This is a genomic window from Roseibium sp. MMSF_3412 (assembly GCF_030733265.1).
Classification (GTDB): Bacteria; Pseudomonadota; Alphaproteobacteria; order Rhizobiales; family Stappiaceae; genus Roseibium.
In genome coordinates, this window is sequence record NZ_JASHJI010000002.1 from 132,688 (window position 1) to 157,197 (window position 24,510).

The following is a 24,510-nucleotide window of genomic DNA, read 5'->3' on the forward strand; positions in this document are numbered from 1 at the left end:
ATCTTTCTAATAAGATGCCAAGACAGAGCTTGTCAGGAAAAAGCCCGCACCATCTTTAGATTTTTCAATTCGCCTGCTATCTCTTTTCTCGACGCGAAAGACGCATTCGCGTTGGGGCGTGGAAACCCCTTAGTGACTTAGGCCGTTTATCGGCTGAACACCTTTGACCTATGGTCGGGGTGCCTGTGCTATACAACAGGCCCTCGGCTGAAGGTACAGGGATCGTGTCACTACGATTTTCCAACACCCCGATCACCAGTCAACGCGAGGGCGCTCGCTGACCGGGGCGAAAATGCAAGCCGACACACCTGAAGGTAAGCGGGTGCTCGAGCCAAGTAAGCTCATTGAGCCAGTTGATGTTTTAGCATTCCTCGACACCCACAAGTATACGCACGGATTGTATGGATGGTGGTTCGATGAATCATTGCCGGAAGTCCCGCGAGATGGCTGTTACGAACTCGAAGGCAAGCACCTGTTATACGTTGGCATCGCTCCGCCAAAATCCAAACCCGTCAGGCCAGGCTCAGCCACCCCACTTCGACTTCGACTTTGGCGCAATCACATACACGGGTCTGTTCGGAGTTCTACGCTGCGCCTCTCGCTTGCAGCGCTTCTCAGAAACGATCTCAAGCTTGAATTCTTTCGCGACACTGGAAAACGTCTAAAAATGGCCAAAGAACACGAAGCAAAGCTTACTTTATGGATCGAGGACCATGCTGGGCTTTCGATGGTGAACCACGATGCACCACGGGAGTTGGAGGCAGCATTGGTTAGAAACGGCCCTCCACTCCCTCTAAACCTAAGTATGTCGACGCACCCATTTAAGGATACGCTTAGCGCGCTCAGAAGCTCGCTTGGTCGACGTTGATGGCAAAAGAGATAATCACGCCAAAGAGCGAGTTTTACGTGCGACCCGTAACTCTAACTGGCACTATGTTTTGAAGGCACACCTCGAATTCTGTCCTTTTTTCGTTGAATTTGGCCAACACACCAGAACTAACGAGCGCTACTTGAACTGCGAACATGTTGCGAAAACAGGAAAGCTGCCGCCCGGCAATAGCGAACAAACCACTGGCTTTGAAAAAACGAATACTTCAATGTTACAAATGAGTTGTCTAGCTCACGCCGAGATTTGCCCATCCAATAAATCGCGATCAATGAACCATTTACTTCGGAGTAAGAACCCGCGGACCAGTCCGTCAGCCGCGACCATTCTTTCGGCGCCGTAGCTCGAAGCCATATGCTGCCCGACAAAACTCTTGGAAATAAGATAAGGATTGCTTTCTAACGCAAGGTTCAAAGTCGCTCGGCATGTTGTCTCGTGACAGTTCATCAACGACCACGAAAACGCTTTTTGTAAAGCCGTCAATTTCTCCATTCTTGAGACCGGCGGTCTGTGCCCAATCGGATTGTGTCTTTCTATGATTTACATGGGCGGTCACGTTGTTCCGGTAAATCGAGATCTTTTTCCTTAATTGAAAGCAATTCTCACACTCCTGTAAAGCCGTTGGAGAAAGTCGCAAGGATTGGTCCTTCACAACGTGATGAAGCGAGTACGACTTATCTCCCGTCTCAATAAGTGTGTAACAAGATGTCATAAGGCTTACGCTGAGTAGATTTCTTAAGTTGCAATACCCGAGGTAAGCGGGGTGATCACGCTCTTCAATTCGCCAGTTAGAAAAGTCTCGCTCAGCTATCTTTAAAATCCTCCAAGATGAAATCGCCGAAGTTGCGACTTCATCCAAAAGCAGCACCTTTTCTTCGACCGAAAGCATTGCGATTTGCCCAACCCGTTTCGTTTCTGTTTTTCGATGCGCCGAGTCGTAGACGCGGCAAGCAGAAAAGCTAGCAGGTATTGACCTTAGCCAGTTCACTGCCGTGCACATTCCCCAGAATTCAGTTGCTATGCTCGCTTGACACCCAATCACGACATCGACTGTTTGCATGGATTTCAGACCACATGAAACGCTTCGACAAATTTCTCTGCCGGCGACAATGACGGGCTAACATTTAGTAAGCGTGTCGGCCTTGATGACCCCAACCAGCTCAGATAGGCGTTCGTGGAACCTATCGGCCACGGGGATAGGTCGGATGGGTCAGATCGCCAATTCTCGTGACTGACATTCTGGCAACCTGGCGGTCTGAGATTCGAAGCAGAACTTTTCAGGTTGCCAGATTGCCAGAATTCCGCTGCGCATCGTTGGCACTCTGGCGCGCTCAAACAAAACACCACAGCGAGTGCCGAGACGCTGTTGTCCATACCCCCGTGGTCACCGATCGACGGGTAATCGCCAGACCCATTTTCGCTTTTGTTGCTCGACAATGACATTCAGCTTTGACTTAGCGCGATCGAGAGTACGTTTTTTGATTCCCTCATTCTCGGCCTTTTCGAGCAAATATTTTGCCGGCATGGGACCGTTCGCCAATTCGGCGCGCAAGAACTCGAAAGCAGTCCTGCGAGGGGGCGGTCCTTCCCCGTTGTCGTCTCTGCCGAGATCGTCGATCGAGATATCGCACTGCCCGCGCCATACGATAACGGGCAGGTCTTCTCCGTCCCGTTTGACGACCTCATATACCCAGCTTTTGCTCTGTGTTGTAAGGTTCCACTTTAGATGGACCATGAGGCGTAGATCTGGATTATCGGGATGTTTCTCGATACGCATTGCCGACCTTGCAAAGCCGATGACATCAATCCCACCTGCACCCTGATAAATTTGCTTGTCGCGCTTGGTCTTCGTTAGGTGCCGGATCAAGAGCACCGCAGCGTCGGCTGACTCACCGATTTCATTCAACTCGCCCATGATGGCGCGAATTTCATTCGGGCTGTATGCATTCCGGTCAGCAGGCACATAGTTGAACAACGGGTCAAGAACGATGAGACCGGGCTTCCGACGTTTCACCAGCGATCTCAAAGTCTGAAGTCCGTTGTCGTCCATCGCCGAATACTTTTCCTGCACCCAAATCTTATCGGGATTGCCTCCGAGCGCTTTGATGCGTGGACTAAACGTGTAGTGGTACGAGTCCTCGGTGGTGCAATAAACGACGTCTGTTGGCCGTATGCGCTTACCGGTAGGTAGCTTCGTACCCGTCGTCAGTGAGGCTGATAAGTGCATGAGCAGATAGGATTTTCCTAGTCCAGGATCACCCTCGACCACGGTAGTCATGCCGAACGGGATAAACTGATCCCAAAACCAATTGATCTTCTTCGGTTCGTATTCGCTCAGTCGGCGAAAAGCTGGTTCTGGCTTTTTCATTTTCCGCCCTCCAGCTTGCCAATCACCCGAGAAAGTTCATCGTTCAACCTCTGAATATTCTGTCCGTGCTTTTCAACGAAATAGGGACTATCCCAGAGCACTGCAGCAATCTCATCACTTGACGCACCAGCCTCGTGAAGGCCCGCGATGATGTGAAAAATCTGAGCGGAACGGTTTCGGGCATAAGCTCTCCGGTTTTGGATCAGAGCCCGCACCTTTGGGTGCAGGTTTTTCCTGTATCTTTTGAGCACGGACAGCCGATCATGTTTATTGGGATTAGCATCGACGTCAGCAAGTTTCGTTGGCCAACTGCGACGTGCCGATTTTAAGGGCATGGGGCGGGATGCGATATTCGTCCAGTCGCAATGAACCAATTGAACCAACGGCTCATTATATTGACGCTTGTGGTTGATCGAGCCCGGTAGGCGCAGCATTTTGGTCGCCGACCATCCATTTCGGTCGCCACCATGTCGATATGCGAGTGCCTCCGAAAACTTTTCTGCCTCATTCGCAGAATGTGTTTCGTCCCATGCCCAAATCGCTTGATAGCGATTGGGTGACGTCGTCCAGACCAAACTTGGCCAAGGATCGTACTGGAAGGGATCGCTATCGTCGACGTCACACCAGCCAAAGCGTGTCGGTAACGCGTATTGCTGTTTGCGCCGAGGTTTGGAAAATGGATTGGCGCAAAAGTACTGATCATAATCCCAACGGGAATATCTGGTCAGCAGCTCGCTTATTGCGGGGAACCCGGTATGGTATTTTACAGCTTGCTCAATCCATTTCCCTGTGGCGACCTCTTTGAACCCAAAGAACGCGTAAACGGGATCACCAATGTTATCCCAATAGTCCCAAAAACCTTGCAGAAAATGGTATTGGCTACCAACGACAGCATCGTCATCTTCGAGATCACGAAAAATTCTAGCTGTATTATTCGGGTGCTTGTTTGGTTTGTAAGCAGTCTTTTTCGTCATGAAACTTCCAACTGGGTGTTAGGCCAATCACAGAGCACAGAGAGGCACTGCGCGCTGAAAAGCACGTTGCGATTGGCGGAAGTTGTGGGGGATGAGAGGCTAAAACGCCCCTCGGTTAGAAGGGATCTGCGTAGTGCCAATTGGCCCGTTCTGCCTTTCTTGCGTCGATCCATGCCATAATCTCGGCGCGGTCCCAACAGACTGAAGCAGATGCCAGACGAACCCTTCTGGGAAATTTACCTGCCGCTTCAAGGCGAAGCAGCGTTGAATTTGACTGCCAAATTCCCAGAGCCTTGAGGTCGTCTCTCCGCAAGAAGAGTAACTTGGCTGGGTTATTTGCCTTTGTGTTATCCATCAAAACCTCCTTGTTTGTTTGGAGGTCATTCAAATACTCAGGTCTTGAGCTCGAGTCGTTGAGGAATAAATCGCATTTATTTCTCGATTTTGTACTCTCGCATCAACTCGATGACGATCGGGCGCACCTGATCGGGCCCAGCAGGTTGAGCATCGACCTTCCCTTGCCAATCGCAAGCGGCATTGATCAACGCGGCTTGGACCTTTGTTGTGTCCTGGAGAATAGGAGTATTGCTTTCGAGTTGGGCTCTGCACCAGCGTTCGACCTTATACAATTCGTATTTAGTCTTTGCACCACGTGTTTCTATTCTATTAGCCAAGTATTCAATCAGGTCCTTAGCGTCGACCGTTAAATCAATCTGCCGCGACACAAGTCGACCCACCGTTGAATATCTCACGCAAATATTGTCAAAATCTTCGATGGTTAAGGAACGGTCAATCTGCTTTGTACCAAGCCCCGGCGCTTTGATGTTTCGCATTTGCCCGAGAAAGTACTTAACGTCATTTCTCATAAGAACTTTTCGAAGTTGGTGGATAACCTGATCCCGCCTGTATTCCCGAGAGCTTTTTCGCCTCAACGACGCAGGTCTACGCAAAGGAGGATTAACAGGGAAATCGAAATTGGACGCCTCTCGAGCGGTGGTTTCATAAGGCATTTTGTCAGCCTCGGTAAGCGCCTTAAACTCGGTCCAATGCCAACCAACAGGAAAGAGGAAATACCCTATGAGGTTCGCTGCGGGACGAAGTCTAATTTCCCACTCATCTTGGTGCCAATCATCGATTTCGCGCCAGACCCTTGGGAATGGAAACCTGGTAATTGGATCAGATTTTCGGCCCATTGCCCCAGCGCTTCGCGTTTTTCGTCCAGATAGGCGTGCCGATTATAGGTCGCCGCTACACCTGACACTATACCCGTCTTGTGGTTCAGCACTGCCTCGATGATATGAGGCTGAACACGCATCATCGCCATGTTCGTCGCCATTGTACGCCGTAGATCGTGAAAGCGCCAATCCTCGGCATCTAGGCCGACTGCTTCATCAAGGCGCTGTTTGAAACGACCAAACCCAGATATAGGTGTCACACCATTTGTGGTGAAGACCAGATCGCTTCCTTCAAGTCTTGGAACCGAATTCAGGATCGAGATTGCCAAGGATGCCAATGGAACGATATGCGATGTGGCATTCTTGGCGCGCTTGGCAGGCAACGTCCAAAGACGTTTCTCAATATCAAGCTCAGACCAGCGCATTCCAGAGACTTCACCACGGCGCTGGCCCGTCAGGATGAGTAACCAAAGGAATTGCGCGAAAGGATATCCCTCAGATTCGCCGGCATGCCAGCAAGCGATCAATTCGTCATCGCTCAGCACGCGATCACGCGCAATTTCCTTCGTAGGAGGCCTAAGACCGGTCACAGGCGACATTTCGATCATACCGCGATCAACACACCAGTTCATTAGCTTTTTGACCGCAGCTAGCGCCCTATTCGCTCTAAACGGTGCCCCACTGGCAACTATCACATCAAGCACGCGCACGATGTCAGCACGTTTGACTTGGTCGATTGGGCGAGTATTTAGGCGACTAAATTTCTCGAGAATACGTTCAGTGCCTTTCCAATCTTTGGTTCGTGGCCTCGCGTACAGCTCTATGAACTGCGGAACAACCTCACCGAAGGTTGGGACGACCTGTTTCTCGTCCGAAGTTGTCTCGTCAAACTGACCAAGTTCAATGTCTCGCAGAATGCGCCGCGCTTCATCACGAGCATCATGCAAAGAGAGGATTGGCCATGCACCGATCTTGATGCGTTTCATGCGACCATTGAAACGCTTTGAGACGTAGAACACTTTCCTGCCGTTTGATGAGACACGAACATGCAGGCCAGGCAGCAGCAGATCATGGACCTCATATCGCTTGCCGGTCGCAGGTGGCAATGCTTCGATCGTCTTAGGTGTCAGGCGCTTTTTCATGACGCTGAATGTAAGATTGAAAAGTCCGCGTGTCAGGGTATGGTTTGGGGCGCGTTGGGTAGCAGAGCACTCTAAGAACAGAACTAACCTATGAATGCGCAAAATCGGCAGAGCAGGTCAGCTGGCATATCGATAAGCCCGCTTACCGTCCTAACATTGGTGAGCCCTTGGCCACGTGTGGATACGCTCCGTCATCTCGCGTCGGCGACTAAATCAAGGCAATCAGGTGGAAGAACGATCTGTCTGCGCCAAAGCATGGAGTTTTTTAAGATGACCACCCAACGCCTAAGGTTCTCGAAGTGCATCTAATTTGCAAAATCAGGAAGTTGTGCTGCGTTAAACGTCGTCGCCTAAAGTGCAAAAACACCAATTAGTGGCCTCGCCCCCTTAATTCTCAGCAAAATTGGCACATCCAAGTAGTCTAATTTAAAGTTGCAAAAAAACACTTGTATTAGATAATACCCTCCTTTAACAACTTTTGATTGATAGCGGTAACGCACGGGCATGGGGGCAAGCATGGGTTTACGCGAATTTGTTTTACTATGCGCAGGTGTGTTTTGTTTGTCAGGGTGCGCTTTTACGCCAAAGGATTTCGAGGATGTGCCAAGGCTTCCTCTGAACTACGGTGTCAACCTAGCTAGTGTGATTTACTCGATTCAGTGTGAAGTTTCCGAGGCGATTACTGCGCGCGAAATAGCAGAGCCTGATGAGCCTGATCCAAACGATTTCCTGTTGAATTTGCTTGCGACAGCTGCTTTTGAAGTAGAGGTTGAGCGGGTTATCGACGCTAGCGGAAAGCCAACATTTCTCATTCCGTTCTCAAATTTTGAACTCACGGGAAACCTTGGCGTCGAGCGGAAGGGAAAAAGGCGAATCACAACAGTTGTTACTTCACCACTACTATTGGTGAATAAACAGAAAATCGAAGAGATTAAGCAAAGTGAAGGAGAGATCAACTTCTCGTGTAACGACAAAGGTTATCTCCACAAGGCGGAGAACGCACTCGATTCAGACACACAAGTAGTTAGAATTCGTGGCGCATTGGGTTTGCGCGACTGGATCTTATCGATAAACAAAGGCCTGACCGCGATAAGCACAGACCCGGTTAATCTGTCATATATTGCGCTTTTCGAAGTCACATATGATGGCTCAGCTGGCGCAACATTTATGGCGTCCGACGCGTTTCAAGATAGTTTTGGAGGCTTTGTCGGTCTTGGTGCTTCAAGAAAACTAAAGCACCTCCTCACTCTGTCGACCGTCAAGAAAAAGAAACCTACTCCTTCGATTGGAAAAAAAGCTGCTGCCCTGGAAACAGAGTTAAGTCTAAGAAATCTGGAGCTTCAAAATACCTTTCGTTCTCAGGGCATGCGCGAATAAATCTTTATTGGCCGTTCTGCGGAAAGCACACATTTGCGGATGCCTGAAAATCAAATTTCACGCTGAACGTGTAACTGGTTAAGAAAGAAGCCGGCTCAACTGTTTGGCCACCACCAAGGTTTGGATATGATCCGGTTTGGCGTTTCATCGAGCAAAAGGAACCCTCCGCCACGGCCCTTCACAAACCAGGCAATGCCGAAAAGCGCGAGGCCAGCCCAACCTATCCCGTTGTAAGCGAAGAATCGCCGGTTTATGAGGATTAAGTTTTATGGGCAGCCGATCCCGACGAGATGAGCTTGGTCTGTGGACTTATCGCATGGATTTTGTAGCAATGGATCTCGTGATTGAGGGCAAAAAAGCTGAGCGTGCTGCTTCCGAAGAACTGAAGTAGGAAACTACGCTTCGTTGAACGTCGTTTAATCGGAAACATAGTCATTCGCGGTACCTTGAATGTCGCGAATGCGCTCGTTGCGATCAACCTCTTTCTCGCTGACAGGATCGCTAACGTCCCAGTCCGCCAAGAGGCTCATCAAGTCGTCAGGCAATACCAGATCGTAGGTATCGCGCATGTAGAAATAAACTCGTGCAATATCGCCACGAATGTCGTCAGCTGGTTCAGTAACCTGAAGGTCGCGATCGCTCTCAAAATCACAGCCGCCAAAGCGACGTGGTTCACCTGGAATCACACCATATGCAAAGTCGTTTCTTATAGCGTTTAACTCACCGATTGCGGGCGTAAGGTTGATTAGGTCGTTGTGAGCACGTTTGAATCTTGGGTCATTTGCCTGACAACAATCTCGCGCGTCACCGCAGGTTGCTTCATCTTTGACCCAACAAGAAGGACCAACGTGTAATTCGGCAATCCAGAAAGCAGGCATGATGTGCTCTGCTTCGGTCCGCTGCGCTCTGACGGTATCGTTCGCCGGTACATAGCCGCAGCTTGCTCGATCAAAACTTCTGTTTTCTAGATCGAGATCGCAACGGCAGTAGAAGGAGTATTGATCCTTAACATGTGCGTAGAGCCTACGCTTGGCAGTCGCAAACGAGCCCGCGTGACTAGGTGTGCGAATCCATGAAGTGGCATAGGCCGAAAACGACGCGAAAAATCCCATCTCCTCAGGCGGAAGATAGTCGTAATCCGGATCGGAAGTACCTCCATCGGCAAACGACCGACCAGTCCAAAAGACAACCGTTAAAAGGAAGATTGCTCGCACGACGCGTTCGTTAAAGATGGGCCGTTTCATCCTACCCCTGTTTGATATTCCATGCCGCCCGCGGAGGACGAGCAAATTCTATCAGCGAACTCCTTTAGAGGCATTCAGGTTCCACCCTAAAAGGTTGAATGGCTCTGATCGCTACTCTAAGGTGAAAACATTAAACGACAAAAGTGTCAGTTAGTAATTCTAGGAAAGACATACCATGAAACTATTGCACATTTTTTGGGTCGCAACATGCTTGGCTGCTACCAGCGCGTTCGCTGATACACCTCAGATCGTGACCTGGAACATAAACGGTGGGGAGCAGGACAAAGACATATTGGCGACCAACGCGCTCGAGATGATGCACGACATAGGAAGCTTTGATGTGTTGGTGCTTCAGGAAGTTGTATCTTCGCGTCAAGTCGCAGAAATTGCCGATGAGATCGGGTTCGATCATTGGGCCATCAGCGACTTTTCTCCACCAGTGGAAACGACCGGGCATTGGCCGAAGTCATTGGAAGTCGCGATCATAAGCCGTACACCATTTGAGAAAATCGCCGAGTGGGATACATCGGTCGACGGGTATGACCCAAGAGCGTCCAATGAAGACTGGCCGACGGAATCTCTCGATCTCGGCCTTACGATCAACGGCAGTGAACGCCCCTCGCGCGGGTTTCTGCGTGTAGATCTCGCAGATGGCCTATCAGTCTATGCCGCACATTGGAAATCGTCCGGGGGCGCAAAGGGTGACGATGATCTGAGCAATGCCGCGAAGCGTGAGAACAATGCACGCGGACTGGCTGCTGATGCCTCGGCAGTGTTGCAGAGCGGGCGAAGCGTCGTGATTGCTGGAGACTTCAATATTCAGCCGATTGGAAAACACGTCAGGGTTGGATCCAATGTTGCCGAGGATTGCAAGCCTAGTCTAAATGACTGCGGGGCTGGAGGACGCGATGGTTACGACGACAGTATGAAAATCCTGTCAGAGATCGGTTTCGGGTATCGGTTGCTGTCTGCGGAGTTGCCCCCCACCTATCTCGCCGGAAATTTTGGCCCTGGCGCAATCGACCACATCGTCGTTGCAGGACCATTAGCCAACAGTTTTCCGAACGCTGAAACCGTGTCGGTCGCAAGAAACAGGTATTTCGGTTCGGACCACAGTCCGGTTTACGCTAAGAAAGCAAACCAAGGTGTTTTGAATGCAACGTCACTGGACACTTTGGGTCGCGCGGGGAGAGACGCCGAAATTCAACGCCTAATCGGCGAAGTTCGAGAGAGGCTGGAATTGTTGGAACAACTGACGAGGGTTAGCGAGTAGCGTTGCTCGATCGAATCTGTAGTTACACCCGTTTCGGAAAGACTTAGCAGCGCCGCGATAGTGCAAACTGCGAACGCTCAACCAACGCTAGCATCAAACAAGTGTCCTAACGACGGTGAGAAGCTAGGTAAGTTCCAACTTTCCATCGGCTTCGTTACCACAGAGTTCCACTGTACCCATTAGAGCGATAGCGCCAGTTCAAAAAATTCAGATCAAAACTATTTTCGCGCTAGTTCAAAAGTCTTTGAAGTCCGAGGTCGACCTCAATTGTTTGAGTAACGACAGCAAGGAATTGTCAATTTGAACTCGCTGACATTTTGCAACACGAGTCGAGCAGTGTGAAGCGCACTTCCAATAAAATTTGCACCAAAGCGTCATGCGATCAACATAGCTACAGTCACAGTCCGAAGAAAGTTCCTAGCGGAAATTCATCATCATGATACCGCTGGACCGTTTCTTCCCTAGAGTAATTTTTTTCTATATAGCCTTTTTGCCGCTTCGACGCGAGAAAAACAAGCACGCGCCGTTTGTTTTCGGATTATGTTTGCTCTATTCGCTCCGACAATAGAAGCCTTCCGATAACACTTTTCAGATTAACTAAATTTTGACGTCAATATCAAAGCAGCGATTGCAACCAGTCAACTAAAAATACGTATGATAGTTGCAAAATATCATTTTTGTTCAATTTTAAGTAGACATCGGTTACACTAGTCGCTGCAGGAATTTTTTGAGAGCATTTTTATTGGGAGATAAGCAATGGAACGTAGGCTTCAACATCAGTTTGATCGGATCATGGATGAAACCGCGGGCAACTACACCGATGTCATTGTTCAATTCACATCTGATCGCCGTCGGACGCTTGTTGAGCTACTTTCGGCAGCAGTTGAAACAGAACAAAATCGATCTATGGTCGTCGATGCAAAGACTATGTTTCCACCAAAGCGAAGCGCGTTTTCTGGAGAGACCTCTGCGCGACGCGTGCTCCGAAACAAGAACGCCAGTTTGGCAGCGAACATTGCGCTTAGTGCAGTGGGCTCACTCGCGGCCACATATTTGGCACCAGATTCAATATCCCAGGTGACCAACTTCCTAAGTTCCACGACCGTCGATGAAGCCGTACAGAAGGTACGAAAGTACAAATCACAAAAGGACCGCGCAGCACCTCTGGCTATGCCGAACATCGACGCCGCGCGGATTATGGTACATCGGGGTGAGCTTAAAAAGGTGCTCGAGGAAGCTGGCGATAAGCTTGAGGGCGTTTATCAGAATGCCCATATCCCCACGCCTAGAACCACAAAGTCCGACGGGAGCTTGGAGATTTTGGGCGGTGGTTATGAAATGACAACCTGGGGTCTTGAACGCACAAAAGCTTTAGGTGCTTGGAGTGTGTTCGGCACACGTGGCCAACGAAAAGATGGCTCAAAGGTGCGGGTCGCAGTGCTTGACACTGGTATTGACGCAACGCATCCGGACCTCTTTGGCAAAGTTAGCGACTTTGCTGAATTCGATCCCTCGGGAAACATCACTGCGCAAGGTGTGGCCAACGCACGCGACAGCGGCTCGCATGGCACCCATGTTGCCGGAACCATTGTTGGAGGTAACGCAAGCGGAAGCTGGATTGGCATGGCACCTGACGCTGAAGTTATTGCCGGTCTCGTGCTCAACGGCGATGCGGGAGGCACACTAGCGCAAGTTATCGCGGGCATCGATTGGGCAGTAAATAACAAAGCTGAAATCGTTAACATGTCACTCGGCGGACTAACCTTTGATAGTACTGTGGATACGCCATATCAGCGTGCTATTGTGGATGCTCTACTTAGGGGAACGCTCGTGATTGCAGCGATAGGAAATGATGGCCATCAGACTTCTGGTGCGCCAGGTAACGATTATTTTTCACTTGCCGTTGGAGCGCATGACATCCGGGACCGCTGCGCGGGCTTTAGCGGTGGTCGGACGCACATACTGCGTCAATCAAATGTCATCGACAGCGATTTTCTCCCGTTGGTATATACGAAACCAGATTTGTCAGCGCCTGGAGTTAGCATTAAATCCTGTGTTCCCAACGGTGGCTACGAGAGCTTCAATGGCACATCGATGGCTACCCCGCATGTTGCGGGTGCTGCAGCGCTACTTTATGCAGCAACTGACCTCAAAAGTCTGGCACAAGATCGGAGAGCATTTACTGCCAAAGATCTTTTGTTGGGCGGTGTGATGGACGTTGGGGAATCTGGCCAAGACCAACGGTTTGGTCACGGCGCGATAAATATTTTGAGAAGCATTGATGAAGCGATTAAACTGGGCTTTTAGCGCGAGTATTCTTGCCCTTTCATTGGTGGTTGCATGGTCGTCATCAAGAGCAATCGCTTCTGAAGCCAAAGAGACAATTGAAGCCTCTACCCAAGGAGATTTAGTGAGCGATAATTCGAAGATTTCGAAGGGATTGAGAACTCTGGTGGGCGAAGATGGCGATGCCACTTACCAGGTCGTGATTGTTCTGAATGTACCGAAACCGGATCTTTCGCACGTGTTCGGAACGAGCAAATCAAAACAGCAGCTGGCAGACCCCACACTGCACAAAAGCACGGCAGCCGATGCGCAGCGGGCAATTGAAGAAATAATATCGAGGTCTAACGGTACACTGCAACAACGATTAGAAAACGCGTCCAGCATCGTAGCCGTTGTAGACGCAGACACGATAAAAGAACTCGAACGATCCGAGCACGTTATTGAAATCTTGGAAAATCAGCGATTGCGCTGATGTTTGACACTGCTTGAGGATTTTGCGCATTGCATTAGGTCTGTCTAAATCGAACAGTCCAAAGCAACTCTTCAAAAAGTGAACCGCATTGAGAATGACCTGCTCGCCTGATTGATCGCGTTGATAAGCATGACTTCTATGAAGGAGGAAATACCTACTCTTTTTTCAACTTATTTGGAAATTGGACGCTCGATGACAAAGTTTAGTTTGCACTGATTTCAAAGTATCGCATCGGGTGGCTTCCACAAACAAGACTTAAGGTTGACGACATTATGCTCGGCCTGACCGCAAAGTTTTAATTGCCACGTAAGTCTCAACAACCTCACGTCCACCGACCTCTACTTCGGGCGCGGCGACCAAAGCCTGCAAGAGCGAGAAAAGACCAATCGAAATACCTCTAACGACAGACATATTGAACGAATTATTTGTGCGGAGAAGATATGATGACCCAAGCAACGAAAAATGGGGATTCTTCGGCTGATGTAAACGACCTTAACGCACTGTTAGATGCAGTAAATGATTCTGCAAGAAACGCTAGAACAGCACTAACCTCCCTTTTGCTTGTGACCGTTTACATTGGCGCAATGCTCGTAGCGACTACGCATGACGACCTTTTCACCGGCGGTGGAATCTCTGTTCCTCAAGTTGGATTAAAGTTGCCTATACTTGTTTCTTTTATTCTTGCGCCACTAATTTTTCTTTACATTCATGTAAGTTTATTCATTCAGTTACGAATACTTAAGAAAAGATTTCAACTCTATTGTGAAACCGCTTCGAACGCAGGATCTAGCTTTTCGCATGAGTTGGTCTATCCGTTTACATATATACATAGAGACTACGTCGGCAAAGAGCTTTCGATTACGATTAAATTAGTGACGCTTATTTCATTAGGTTTTTTACCTATATTTCTTCTATCTTTTACTTTGATGATATTTATGCCATTCCAGAATAATTTCGTAACAATTTTACACAAATTAATTTTATTTGCCGACACTATACTCGTTATTAATTTCTATTTCCAGGATACTCTTTCATCACTGTTCTCGCGGCTACGCTCTTCGACAGCATCTTTCAAGTCTTCTGACGCAATAACCATCGCCGCCGTACTTGTTTTTGCAAGTCCGCTAACTTTTTTGCTCGTGTTTGCTCATGTCCCTGGCGACTTCAAATCTGAAGTTATCGTCGAACTCGACAGGATCTCTGCGCTTCCCGAAAAAGAGCCGTTTCCCGTCAATCCTTTACGGAAAAGCATTCATTTGGAAGACAATCCAATCGCTTTGTTTCCGTTGTCCGGAAACCCACTTGATTGGATGTGCGAAAACTGGGAAGTTGACATTACTTGCCGCTACCTGAAGCCCCAATCTGCGACGCTATTGCGAGAGACCGTATCTCCGGGAACGGTGATTAGCTTGCGCGATAATTCCGACGCAAAGCAGATTGTCGCCGCCAACAGTGTTGGATGGGATTTACGCGGAAGGAGCCTGAGATTTGCAGCACTAAATGACAAGACACTTAGTAGTACGGATTTTAGGGAAGCCGATCTTTATGGTGCGAACTTTGAAGGCAGTAACCTTGGCAGCGCGCGCTTTGATCGCTCTCGAATAAGTCATGTGCGGTTTCATGGCACTTTTTTAGGTAGAGCAAATTTGACAGACGCGACGGCGACGTTTTCAGAATTTGGAAACGCAACGTTAGTAGAGACCACCTTTGTCAACGCGGATATGCGCGCCGCTGAATTGAAGTATGCAGACTCTCGAAATGCTGACTATACGGGCGCTCTGTTGTCTGGCGCCCATACGGAGCAGACCGATTTCACGGGCGCAAAATTCATATGGGCAAATGCGATTGGTGCTCGTTTTGACGGCGCCGATCTGACGCAAACAAACATGGCCGGAGCTTGGTTATCTGGCGCCCACTTGTGGCGATCCACAATTGATCGAGCGAATTTGGCAGGAGCGAGGATGACTGGCGCAAGGATGACGGGCGCTGACATTAGGTTTTCCGACTTTTCATTCGTTGATTTACGTCGCGCTGAAATGAAGGATGCTGACCTCACAGGAACAAGTCTGAAGTTTGCCCGTCTTGAAGGAGCTAAACTTGAGAATGTACGGGCTGATTTGTCAGACTTCAGATTTGCCCGCTTTGGTATATACAATCCTGGAGGCAGTTTGCGTGAATACGAGCAAGTATTCCTCAAAAAACTTGTTTCAGATGAACGGGCCTACCCTTTTGTTGGTGCTGAACATGTCGGAAAATATGTAATCGATAGAACTGAATTTAGTAGCAGTTATGAAACTGACACAAACAGTCTCACCGAAGTTATTTCGCAAAGTAGCTTGCATACCGACAGTTCTGGATTCCCGTCTGCGACAGATGTTTTGGCAACAGCCAATGCACTGGGTAAAGGTTTGAGGGCACAAGTATGTGCGAATCCTGGCTCTAGCCAATTGTTTGCGCATCGATTTGCCAGTTTGATTGGATTGGAATCCGATAAAGAACTCAATCCTGCGCTGGATGCGTTTTATTTGTTGGTGCTTGATATCTATTTACGGAAAACTGACAATGATTGCCAGCCGCTGAAGCACCTGAATCCCGATTTGGCGACCTTGCTTCGCAATACTGAAAGCGTTCGAAGATGCGTGGCTAATTTAGGTGAGGCTGCTTTCAGTGCAGCGCCCGACCCAGGACACGGCGGATACACTGCATCGGGAAAGTGCTCAGATTTTGGATTGATGGATAACCTAAGTCCAACTAACGGCAGTCTCGTAATTCAACCGCCGCTAGGACGTGAACCAAGACGGGGAAAGGATTCAATTTGCGGTGTTGACTACGATGTGCGTACGCTCGTGGGTGCCTATTTGAAAAGCGGCGGCTCACCGCAAGCGCTAATAACGAAACCCTATGAACAGCTTTTTCCAAATGACCTACTCGACAAAATGGACTCTAGGACAGTCCAAGGACTCGTGGCAAATGATAAGAATGCGGTCACGGCAAACTTAAAGTATGACAATGGCGCTTTCTGTGCATTACTTTGCCAAGAAATTTCCGCTAACGGCACGCACTTTCCAACACCTAGATCTTTAGGAGGATGGAGCACGGTCGAATATGCAGGCGCAAAAAACCTCAAGGCCTACGCCGATTACTTGGAGCCTACATTTGCACCAATTGTCGCAAACCGTTCCCGACCATTTTGCATGAAGTTTCGAACATGGAGAGAATTGTATTCTTCCGCTCATACGCTCGCGTTCGAATGAACATTTGAAAATAAGGAATAAGAAAGTGCAGAGCCGAGCTTTTGATGTTTCAAACAAGTTTAGTTGCCTGTTCTTTCGCTCGTGATCCGAGCCACTACGGATCGTAGAACTCCAACTTTGTATTGATAATGGGAGAAAACAATGAAGCGCAGACGTTTCAGTGAGGAACAGACCATTGCGGTGCTAAAGAAGAGCAAAACAAGTGCGCAGATGGATGATCTTTGCCAGCGCCATGAACCGAACCGGGTTTGCCGGAGGCTGGTTGGTTTAAGTTATGCGGCTGCGGCCGTTTGATCCAGCATGGCGTAGTATTGTTCCTCTGCTTCGGCCAGAGAGATGTTTCCTATAGAAGAAACTGCGGCCCACCGGGACGGATGTTCAGCTTCATGCGTATGGCGCGTTCGCGGACTTCAGCTGAAAACTTGTTTGTAGTCTTGCTCATATCGGCTCCACTTTCTCAGAAGTTGGAGCCTCTGGCAAACCCGGTGCGGTTCATGCTTTTAGAAAACTTAAAATTGAGGTTGACTCAGTTGCCCTTAAGCGTTGATATTACCCAGCGTCAGCTTTCTTGAAATCATGCAACTTCACACGTTGTTCTAGTATTTAGAAGTCATAGGTTTTTTTGGAGTTAGTTGTAGTGCCTAAAGATCGCCGTCAAGCAGCACATCGCGTCAGAGTAGAAGCAGCTGAGCTCGCCCGGGAACGGACACATCCTAAACATGAGGCCAACCCTGACGAACAACGTTATGCGCCGGCGCATTACGCGATGAGCTTTACCAAAGGTCTCGAGCATGACCCTGGATTGGGTGTTGTTGCTCAGCCCGCAGATTTTGAGAATTTCCGCTTCTGCATTGATGAGGGTTTCATCGAACCGTTTACCTCGCGTGTGCGTGTGCCAGAGGATCAATCGGAGTTGAAGTGTCGTAGGCGACAATGGGAAGCGCCGACCGCGGGTGTAGTCTATGATCTTGAAGGTCCAGACGCACAGGCTGTAACGATGCCTCCTGCACCTGAATTGGGCAGTGCGGAACTGGCCTTTGAAATGGCCGAGGTCTATGAGCTAGCGCTCATTCGCGACATTCCCTTTACAAAATTTAGCGATGGACAAGCTACGCAGGAGCTCACTGATGCAATCGGTCGACTCAACCATCACGAATATGCACAAAAAGGCTATCCTGGCCGCAAGAGAAAAACAGATGTGGCAGGCAAGTTAACGGATCAAAATGTGTTTCGAGGCTCGAGCCCTGGCGTTGAAAAAGGGCCATATCTCTCTCAGTTTCTTTGGGTCGGAAGCGGTCAGCCCGATAAAGGTCTGATTTCGTATGGTGCTCAACGGATCAATCAGAAAGTTCCTATTGCGACGCCTCACGTTGATCATATGCAAATTTGGGATGATTGGCTTCAAGTCCAAAACGGCTTTGACGTCAATCATTGCGGTCATGGAGAGAACAACAAGGAGTGTAGCAAAGGTCAGGAACTGACTGATGATATCGCAGGCGATAACCGTTTCATCTACACGCCGCGCGATCTGGCAACCTATGTGCATTTCGACGCCCTCTATCAGGCCTATCTGAATGCTACGTTGATCCTTCTTGGAATGGGCACGCCGTTTGATCCCGGTTTTGCTTCGCTCTCTGGCATGCGAGACATGTATAATCCGGCGAAAGGGTCATCGATTGACAGAAACGCCGGTGGCTTCGCGCTTTACGGGCCTCCCCATATTCTCACCTTGGTCACGGAAGTTGCAACACGGGCGCTGAAAGCGGTTCGCTTCCAGAAATTCAACAACCACTTGCGCTTAAGACCGGAAGCGTTGGCTGCCCGGGTGGCAAAGGCAGCCGATCTTGATGCTTGCTTCCCCTCTCTCTGTTCCGCATTTACGGACTTCAGAGCCCAGGTGGGCAAGACAGTTGCGGTGGTTGAAAAATTCAATGACGACGCAGTAGAGTCAAAAACTGCTCTGTTACCCATGGCTTTTGCTGAAGGTTCGCCGATGCATCCAACCTACGGTGCTGGACATGCAACGGTGGCGGGTGCCTGTACAACTATCGTAAAGGCCTTTTTTGATACGGGCACTGTTCTGGGCCATCTTGATACTGACGATCCATGCGCAGATGGTAAGTTCGGCTTCTTTCACAAAATTAAAAGCGCCAACTACTATATCCCAGTGGACGAAGGTAAAAAGCTCGACATTCAGTCCACGACGTGTCCACTAACTCTCGAAGGCGAGCTCAACAAACTCGCTGCCAATATCTCTATTGGTCGAAACATGGCAGGCGTTCACTACTTCTCCGATTATTACGACAGCTTGCGTATGGGTGAGGAAATCGCGATTGGTATGCTGGAGGAACAAGCACTCTGCTATCCAACCGATGACTTTGTTCTAAGTTTGCCCACCTTCGACGATAAGCAGGTGAGGATTGGACGAAAATGAGCCAACATCAGCAATAAAGGTGTAGCATTGCACCTATTCTACTCGTGATATTCAGGCTGTCGTGAACTTTGAATAGCGTGGCTATAGCTTTCGTACCAGCGCTATGGCTGCAGGTTGTTGTCCGGCGGAAGTGTGAATGAAAAGAATCAGGAATAGAAAAAGTCTTTTTCACTACACTTTATACGACAAGAAAAAAAAAAAGAGATCCATTTTGTGCAAACTTTGTGTATAATGTCGTGTTAAATTAGAGATTATAAGTGATGTTAAATGGAGTTGGTTGTGGCTAAAGTACACACAGTTGAAATTTCAAATTTTGAATTTGACCCTGACGAACTCGCTGTAGAGGTTGGCGATAGCGTCAAATGGGTGAACCGTGACGCTGCAATGCATGATGCAACCAGAGACGTCGCCCCCACCTTCAAAACAAGACTTCTCGCCAAAGATGAGGAATCACTTGAAGTCGTCTTTGAACAAGCCACTAGCAGTGCCGGCTTAGAATATTTTTGCTCACCGCACCCATTTATGACCGGAAAGATAATCGTAGCACTTCCGGGATCAAATATTGCGTCTTACACCGCTCAAGCTGCAAAAGCGCATCGCAAGAAATCTGAATAGGCGCTGCTAATCAACGCTTATTGTGTCGGCCTATACTTGAATTGATTTTTGCTACTCAATCTTTCCGCTTTTTGGCATGAACAGGAGGTATCAATGACATCACAATCAAGTATTTCACTACTCTTCTCAGTACTTATTGCATTAATCGCACTTGATAGTCCGACGTCAGCTTTCAGTCAAAGTACAGCTACCCCAGCTGCTACGGAACAACCCGTCGTGGATTTAGATGACATATCAATATTTGTTGAGCCCGGCACAAAGGAACAAGCAATTGAATACTACAGCAGACTCGAAACTGATTTAGGTTTTAATATCTTAGACGACAAATTAACGCCACAAGCCGATATGGACGAATTGCTTGTTTTTTTTGGTTTTTCTGGCCTTGCAGCAATAGATATCGAGAAAATTAGTTCTTTTGACTTAATGCCCCAAAGTACATCAGACTTTGAGAAGCTCGTGTCTCTGGTTGTTGATCCAGAAAAGTTTAAAAAAAATCTAACCCTAGATGATTTTAAGTCGGACAACGTACTGGTATCGCGGTTTTTCGCCCCCAAAATAGTAAACTACGCAGATGCGAACAAGCCTTTCTCACCTGGTTGGCGAAAACTGGTAAGGATTTCTGCGCTGCCCGGTTCGACCGCTGAAGCTAAGGATTTGCGCCACGCATATTTCTTATTCAACTATATCGAGGCAGATCCTGACAAAAATCCTTTTGGCGAAATTTCAAAGAATAATCAGGTTATTCTAACGCCACAATCGAAGTTAGACGGAAAAGACTCTGCTTATTTCATGGTGTTTGGCAAGGCTCCAGAGTACAAAGTTGAATTTTCCCTGCAAGGGGTGGCCTTTGATTTACCTATTGTCAACACAGGCGATTACTTTGTTCCAAGTGCTTGTGCCCAATGTCATGGTCATGACAAACGTGGCGGCGCGGAAGGGCCGAGGCCTCCAAATTTGGTTTATGAACACGCGATCGTAAACTATCTTGACACGGACCAATGGCACGACGCGATGTTGCTCGATTTTCCTCAGTTAAATCCCACCGATCACCCTGTTGTTTATGACGGAGGTGGCGATGAAACGTCACTGAATCACGCACGTGCATTCGAAGTTATAAAAAAGATCAATGAAGAGGCGTTTGCACAAACGGCAAGTATCGACACGAATGGGTTCAAGGCGGTGGCTGCCAAAAAGTGGCTCGACAATCATGCTGTGAACATTGGACATGTCGATCAGGAGAATCGAGCTTTGGATATGGGATCAGAGATTTGGTTAGCAGGAAACAGTGATGATCAAGAGTTTTTGCGAATATTAAATCAAAACTGCTTTCGCTGCCATGGCTCAATTCGCTACAATGTTTTTGACAAAGGTTCTGTTTTAAGAAACGCAAGAAATATTTCTTTCAGGATCGAGCAAAACCCAGGCACGCAGTTTCATATGCCACAAGGTCGTGTTTTGGATGGCGCAACTATCCAAAGCATCTTGGACTTTCTAAAACAGTGAAAAATGGCTCTCCGAGCCGTTTCAGACTGCTGACGAACCCCTGGCTTTTGCTGGGGGTTTTTGATTCACTGGTTTTATGTTGAAGAAGCCAGGCCCTGACCAGACAGCTCTCGAGATGGTGACGCTCGATCAGCTTGTTCCCAAGGATCACCTTTTGCGCAAGATCGATGCGGTGATCGACTTTTCGTTCATCCACGAGCGCGTTGCGGATCTTTATTGTGCAGACATTGGCCGTCCGCCGCTGGATCCGACGTTGATGTTCAAGGCGCTGTTCATCGGTTACCTGTTCGGGATCCGCTCGGAGCGCCAGTTGGTGCGCGAGATCGAGGTGAATGTCGCCTACCGCTGGTTTCTGCGGCTGAAGCTGACGGACAAGGTGTTCGATGCCTCGACGCTGAGCCAGAACCGGCGGCGGCGCTACAACGATGCGTCGGTGGCCCAAGATATTTTCGACCACATTGTCGAGCAGGCGATCAGCCACAAGCTTGAGGACGGGACGGTGCTTTACACGGACTCAACGCATCTGAAGGCGAACGCCAACAAAGGCAAGTACGATCTGGCCCAGATAGAGAAGTCGCGATCGGATTACAGGGGGCTCTGGACAAGGCCATCGATGCGGAACGCAAGCTGCACGGCCAGAAGCCGCTGAAGGAGATGGCGCGGGAGTCGGAGGTCAGACAGACCAAGGTCAGCCGCACGGAGCCGTTTTCTTTTCATCACCTGCCTCTTACGGAAAAAATCGTCAAAATAAATCGTATTTATCCACTAAACAAAGGCGAATGGGCACATAGCACAAGTTAACCAATAGCTTAGATTGTTTCGGCCTTTCGGTTGCTTTCCCACCCCTGATCTCGCACATGTCTCCCGTTTTTTGAGGACGGCAATGGTTGCATAGAGAGAACCGCGCGAGGACAGCCTGGAATGGCTGGAAAGGACGTATCCGACGGAGGCATCGGTGCGGAGCCTGTTTGAGCGGCTCGTCTGAACGACTCGCTCCACGGCATTGAAATAGAAGTCGGTGCAGAAATCGGCGAGAAAAGGTATCGTCAAGGAATGATTATGGGGCAAGGAGTTGCAAAGTTGGTCTTCTTTCAGAGATCCTTCCCTGGCGATTTGTTCACGCATGTCATCACCCGGACCGATATGGTCTAGCGATCAAGCGCATTGGCACCATGTAAAAGCGCTTCGACATCTACACCTTCTGGGACATCGTCAGCCAAATCCCAGCCTTAGGGTAGGATACGGCAAGGCAAAAAATCTCGAAAGAGCGTGTCAGCTAACAAAAAGAATATAAAGCAACACCGTTCGTCATTAATTTGCAATTTCGTTTTCTTACGGCTAATGCCCAACTTCGACTGCCCCAGAGCCAGTCCAGGTCCTTCCATCTACGGAGATTGTAATCGATCCATCTTGGCCGGGATCACCCGCTATGCCACGTAAGCCTGTTGTACCATTGGGACCCACAGAACCATTTCGGGCAGTTTGACGACACAAGCCAGGAGCAGATCCACGCGAACCACCGCTTCCGCCAACTCCTCGATTTCCGGGATTTCCGGCCGCTCCTGCTGCACCGCCGCGTGCTGTTGCAATTATGCGACTTCCTTCTCCGAGTGGCTCTGAAATCGTGATCGTAACCGTTCCGGCATTGCCACCGGCGCCACCATCGCCGCCCGACCCAGCGGCCCCGCCCGCACCACCGTTTCCGCCACTTTGAGGCCCACGTCTGCAATCAATAGCGCCTGAGGCACCGCTGTTGCCGCCAGCCCCTGCGCCACCGTTTCCGCCACTTCCCCCGGAACCGCCTGCTCCACCTGCCTCACCAGAATTAACAACCTCGAGGGTACCTATCAGGCGTGTCGCGCTGATTGAGATGCCACCCGCGCTTGCACCAGAGACACCGTCACCGCCGTTTCGGCCAGCGCCGCCAGCAGCACCGTTGCTTCCATTTCTACTGGCCGTCGGCTGGTTCTGTCCATCTGCTCCCGCTGGTCCGTTCTGCGCCGCGGCTTCGTCGGAGAAAGCTCGGATCGCACCGCCCTCTGATCGGATCGTGTGTGCCCGAAGGATCATCGGTGCGCCGCCTGTTTCGAGCGGTCCCGCAAGGATTACTTCACGACTTGAAAAATCAAATAGCCGAGCACCATCCGATTGTTCATCGAAATTCGTAGGGTCCAAGAGGTCCGATTGGAGGACCACAATCACTTCCTCAGCGGTGGCTGTGCTTCCCCAGACATCTTTAATCGTGAATTCCAACATATGCGAACCAGATTCGCGCGCACTAAATGGAAAGGTTTGCGCTGCCCCGCGAAGTTTTTGCCCTGACGGTGCGACATGAATCCAGCTCGGAGTAAAATCATTGTCTTGCGGGACACCAATCGCTTGAAGTGCTTCGCCTGGTGAAACGGTTGTACGCTCGACTTCGATGCGCGGGACTGGGAGCTGTGGTGGGCTGACTGTAAAGGAGAGCGACGAGGAATTGGTCTGGCTAAACCTATCCTCGATTTTCAAATTGAGGGTGTAAACACCAGGCCGATTTGGTTCAAAGGTGATTTCTTCTGCACCTCCGAGGGATTGATCACCGTCAGGAGTTTCAATGTCCCACACATAGGTTGGCCCGACTTGAGGCCCTGATCCTGGTTCAAAGAATGAGTTTCTGCCACTCGCTGAAAAAGTGTCACCAAGAACCAAATCAGACGCACTTGAAACGCGAATGCGTGCTTCGGGTCGGCGCGGTTCATCAACTTGGATCGTAATACTTTGAGAGTCTGCAAGTGCATTCAAACCAATGCCATTTCCGACGTCCTCGACGCGCGCCGTGATCACATATCGACCGGCCTCCGTTGGCGAAAAGACCGCTTCGCTGCCATTTGCCCCCTGTAACTCTTTGGACGGACCACCATTGTGGGCCACTACCCAGTCGACTAGGAGGTTGTCGTCGCCTCGATCGTCGCTCGCCGACACGCTCAGATGTATTTGCTCCGGGCGGGGTCCCAAAAGCATCCGCGTGCCCGTCTTATCCGCCAATTCGGACCCATTGGTAATGACGATCGGCGCTACTTGAGGGGGGGCGTTCTCAAAAAGCCCAGTCATCCACGCCAGTATCCCGCCAAGGATCACGACTACGATTGGTACAACGATCCCAACTAAAACTTTTTCCCTAGTCATTGGCAGTCCCCGACCATTTAAGGCTCACATTCTCGCTATTGTTCTTAGGGGGTAACAGCGTTCGAACGATTTGGTTTATTGCGGTGCTGGAGGTACAAGCGAGTCGATGGCTTAGCGGCGAGCAACGGAATAGGAGATCCTGAAACACTTGACGTAATCCGTGCTTTGATATGTTAAACGGCAAACAACGAAATCGGCCCAATCTGCCGAACGAGACTACACACACCAACGCCTAATTTGAGGTAGTTGTAAAAACAAATTACACTAGCCTAAGCTTAGTGCAACACGCTTTTGCAACCGATTGAGTTAGAAATGCATTGTCGTCGCATACCCGAAAACGAT

Annotated in this window: 18 protein-coding genes and 1 pseudogene; 11 read left to right on the plus strand and 8 right to left on the minus strand. The window is 49.4% G+C overall.

Going from position 1 to position 24,510, the window contains the following annotated elements; genetic code table 11:
- Window positions 1–292 precede the first annotated feature (292 nt).
- Complete coding sequence (locus RBB49_RS28380) at window positions 293–868, plus strand: GIY-YIG nuclease family protein (protein WP_369293621.1); 576 nt, start codon at window positions 293–295, stop codon at window positions 866–868.
- Between the two features lie 331 nt (window positions 869–1,199).
- Here the strand turns inward: RBB49_RS28380 and RBB49_RS04435 are convergent, their stop codons facing one another.
- The 6 genes from RBB49_RS04435 to RBB49_RS04460 all read right to left on the minus strand — a co-directional run bounded on the left by RBB49_RS04435 (window position 1,200) and on the right by RBB49_RS04460 (window position 6,545).
- Window positions 1,200–1,946, minus strand: coding sequence for a hypothetical protein (locus RBB49_RS04435; protein ID WP_306141479.1), 747 nt, complete (start codon window positions 1,944–1,946; stop codon window positions 1,200–1,202).
- Between the two features lie 324 nt (window positions 1,947–2,270).
- On the minus strand, window positions 2,271–3,254 hold the full coding sequence (locus RBB49_RS04440) for an AAA family ATPase (protein ID WP_306141480.1): 984 nt from the start codon (window positions 3,252–3,254) through the stop codon (window positions 2,271–2,273).
- Complete coding sequence (locus RBB49_RS04445; protein ID WP_306141481.1) at window positions 3,251–4,228, minus strand: DNA-primase RepB domain-containing protein; 978 nt, start codon at window positions 4,226–4,228, stop codon at window positions 3,251–3,253. The genes RBB49_RS04440 and RBB49_RS04445 overlap by 4 nt, the downstream gene beginning before the upstream one ends.
- Window positions 4,229–4,343: 115 nt before the next feature.
- Window positions 4,344–4,583: an AlpA family transcriptional regulator gene (locus tag RBB49_RS04450; RefSeq protein ID WP_306141482.1), complete on the minus strand. Its 240-nt coding sequence runs from the start codon at window positions 4,581–4,583 to the stop codon at window positions 4,344–4,346.
- A gap of 76 nt (window positions 4,584–4,659) precedes the next feature.
- Complete coding sequence (locus RBB49_RS04455; RefSeq protein WP_306141483.1) at window positions 4,660–5,094, minus strand: hypothetical protein; 435 nt, start codon at window positions 5,092–5,094, stop codon at window positions 4,660–4,662.
- 209 nt (window positions 5,095–5,303) lie between these two features.
- Window positions 5,304–6,545, minus strand: a complete 1,242-nt coding sequence (locus RBB49_RS04460) for a site-specific integrase (RefSeq protein WP_306141484.1) — start codon at window positions 6,543–6,545, stop codon at window positions 5,304–5,306.
- A 516-nt stretch (window positions 6,546–7,061) separates the two neighbouring features.
- On the opposite strand from RBB49_RS04460, the gene RBB49_RS04465 reads away from it, so the two are divergent.
- Window positions 7,062–7,922, plus strand: a complete 861-nt coding sequence (locus RBB49_RS04465) for a hypothetical protein (protein WP_306141485.1) — start codon at window positions 7,062–7,064, stop codon at window positions 7,920–7,922.
- A 416-nt stretch (window positions 7,923–8,338) separates the two neighbouring features.
- Here RBB49_RS04465 and RBB49_RS04470 read toward each other — a convergent pair whose 3' ends face one another.
- On the minus strand, window positions 8,339–9,166 hold the full coding sequence (locus RBB49_RS04470) for an endonuclease (protein ID WP_306141486.1): 828 nt from the start codon (window positions 9,164–9,166) through the stop codon (window positions 8,339–8,341).
- A gap of 175 nt (window positions 9,167–9,341) precedes the next feature.
- Here RBB49_RS04470 and RBB49_RS04475 point away from each other — a divergent pair, with 175 nt between their 5' ends.
- The 9 genes and pseudogenes from RBB49_RS04475 to RBB49_RS04515 all read left to right on the plus strand — a co-directional run.
- Window positions 9,342–10,439: an endonuclease/exonuclease/phosphatase family protein gene (locus RBB49_RS04475; protein WP_306141487.1), complete on the plus strand. Its 1,098-nt coding sequence runs from the start codon at window positions 9,342–9,344 to the stop codon at window positions 10,437–10,439.
- A gap of 756 nt (window positions 10,440–11,195) precedes the next feature.
- Window positions 11,196–12,746: a S8 family serine peptidase gene (locus RBB49_RS04480; protein WP_306141488.1), complete on the plus strand. Its 1,551-nt coding sequence runs from the start codon at window positions 11,196–11,198 to the stop codon at window positions 12,744–12,746.
- On the plus strand, window positions 12,721–13,197 hold the full coding sequence (locus RBB49_RS04485; protein WP_306141489.1) for a hypothetical protein: 477 nt from the start codon (window positions 12,721–12,723) through the stop codon (window positions 13,195–13,197). Before RBB49_RS04480 ends, RBB49_RS04485 begins: the two co-directional genes overlap by 26 nt.
- 443 nt (window positions 13,198–13,640) lie before the next feature.
- On the plus strand, window positions 13,641–16,451 hold the full coding sequence (locus RBB49_RS04490; RefSeq protein ID WP_306141490.1) for a pentapeptide repeat-containing protein: 2,811 nt from the start codon (window positions 13,641–13,643) through the stop codon (window positions 16,449–16,451).
- Between the two features lie 141 nt (window positions 16,452–16,592).
- A complete protein-coding gene (locus tag RBB49_RS04495; RefSeq protein WP_306141845.1) occupies window positions 16,593–16,745 on the plus strand; it encodes a transposase in 153 nt (50 codons plus the stop codon).
- A 343-nt stretch (window positions 16,746–17,088) separates the two neighbouring features.
- Window positions 17,089–18,885 carry a vanadium-dependent haloperoxidase gene (locus tag RBB49_RS04500; protein ID WP_306141491.1) on the plus strand — a complete coding sequence of 599 codons (1,797 nt, stop codon included), beginning with the start codon at window positions 17,089–17,091 and terminating at the stop codon, window positions 18,883–18,885.
- Window positions 18,886–19,152: 267 nt separating this feature from the next.
- Window positions 19,153–19,500, plus strand: coding sequence for a plastocyanin/azurin family copper-binding protein (locus RBB49_RS04505; protein ID WP_306141492.1), 348 nt, complete (start codon window positions 19,153–19,155; stop codon window positions 19,498–19,500).
- Window positions 19,501–19,593: 93 nt separating this feature from the next.
- Window positions 19,594–21,003 (plus strand): hypothetical protein, encoded by a 1,410-nt coding sequence (locus RBB49_RS04510; RefSeq protein WP_306141493.1) that lies wholly within the window; start codon window positions 19,594–19,596, stop codon window positions 21,001–21,003.
- Between the two features lie 76 nt (window positions 21,004–21,079).
- A pseudogene (locus RBB49_RS04515) lies at window positions 21,080–21,708 on the plus strand (transposase); the annotation flags it as partial.
- Between the two features lie 633 nt (window positions 21,709–22,341).
- Here RBB49_RS04515 and RBB49_RS04520 read toward each other — a convergent pair.
- The gene (locus tag RBB49_RS04520) at window positions 22,342–24,168 is read right to left on the minus strand and encodes a hypothetical protein (RefSeq protein WP_306141494.1); all 1,827 of its coding nucleotides are present in this window, start codon (window positions 24,166–24,168) and stop codon (window positions 22,342–22,344) included.
- Between the last annotated feature and the right edge of the window lie 342 nt (window positions 24,169–24,510).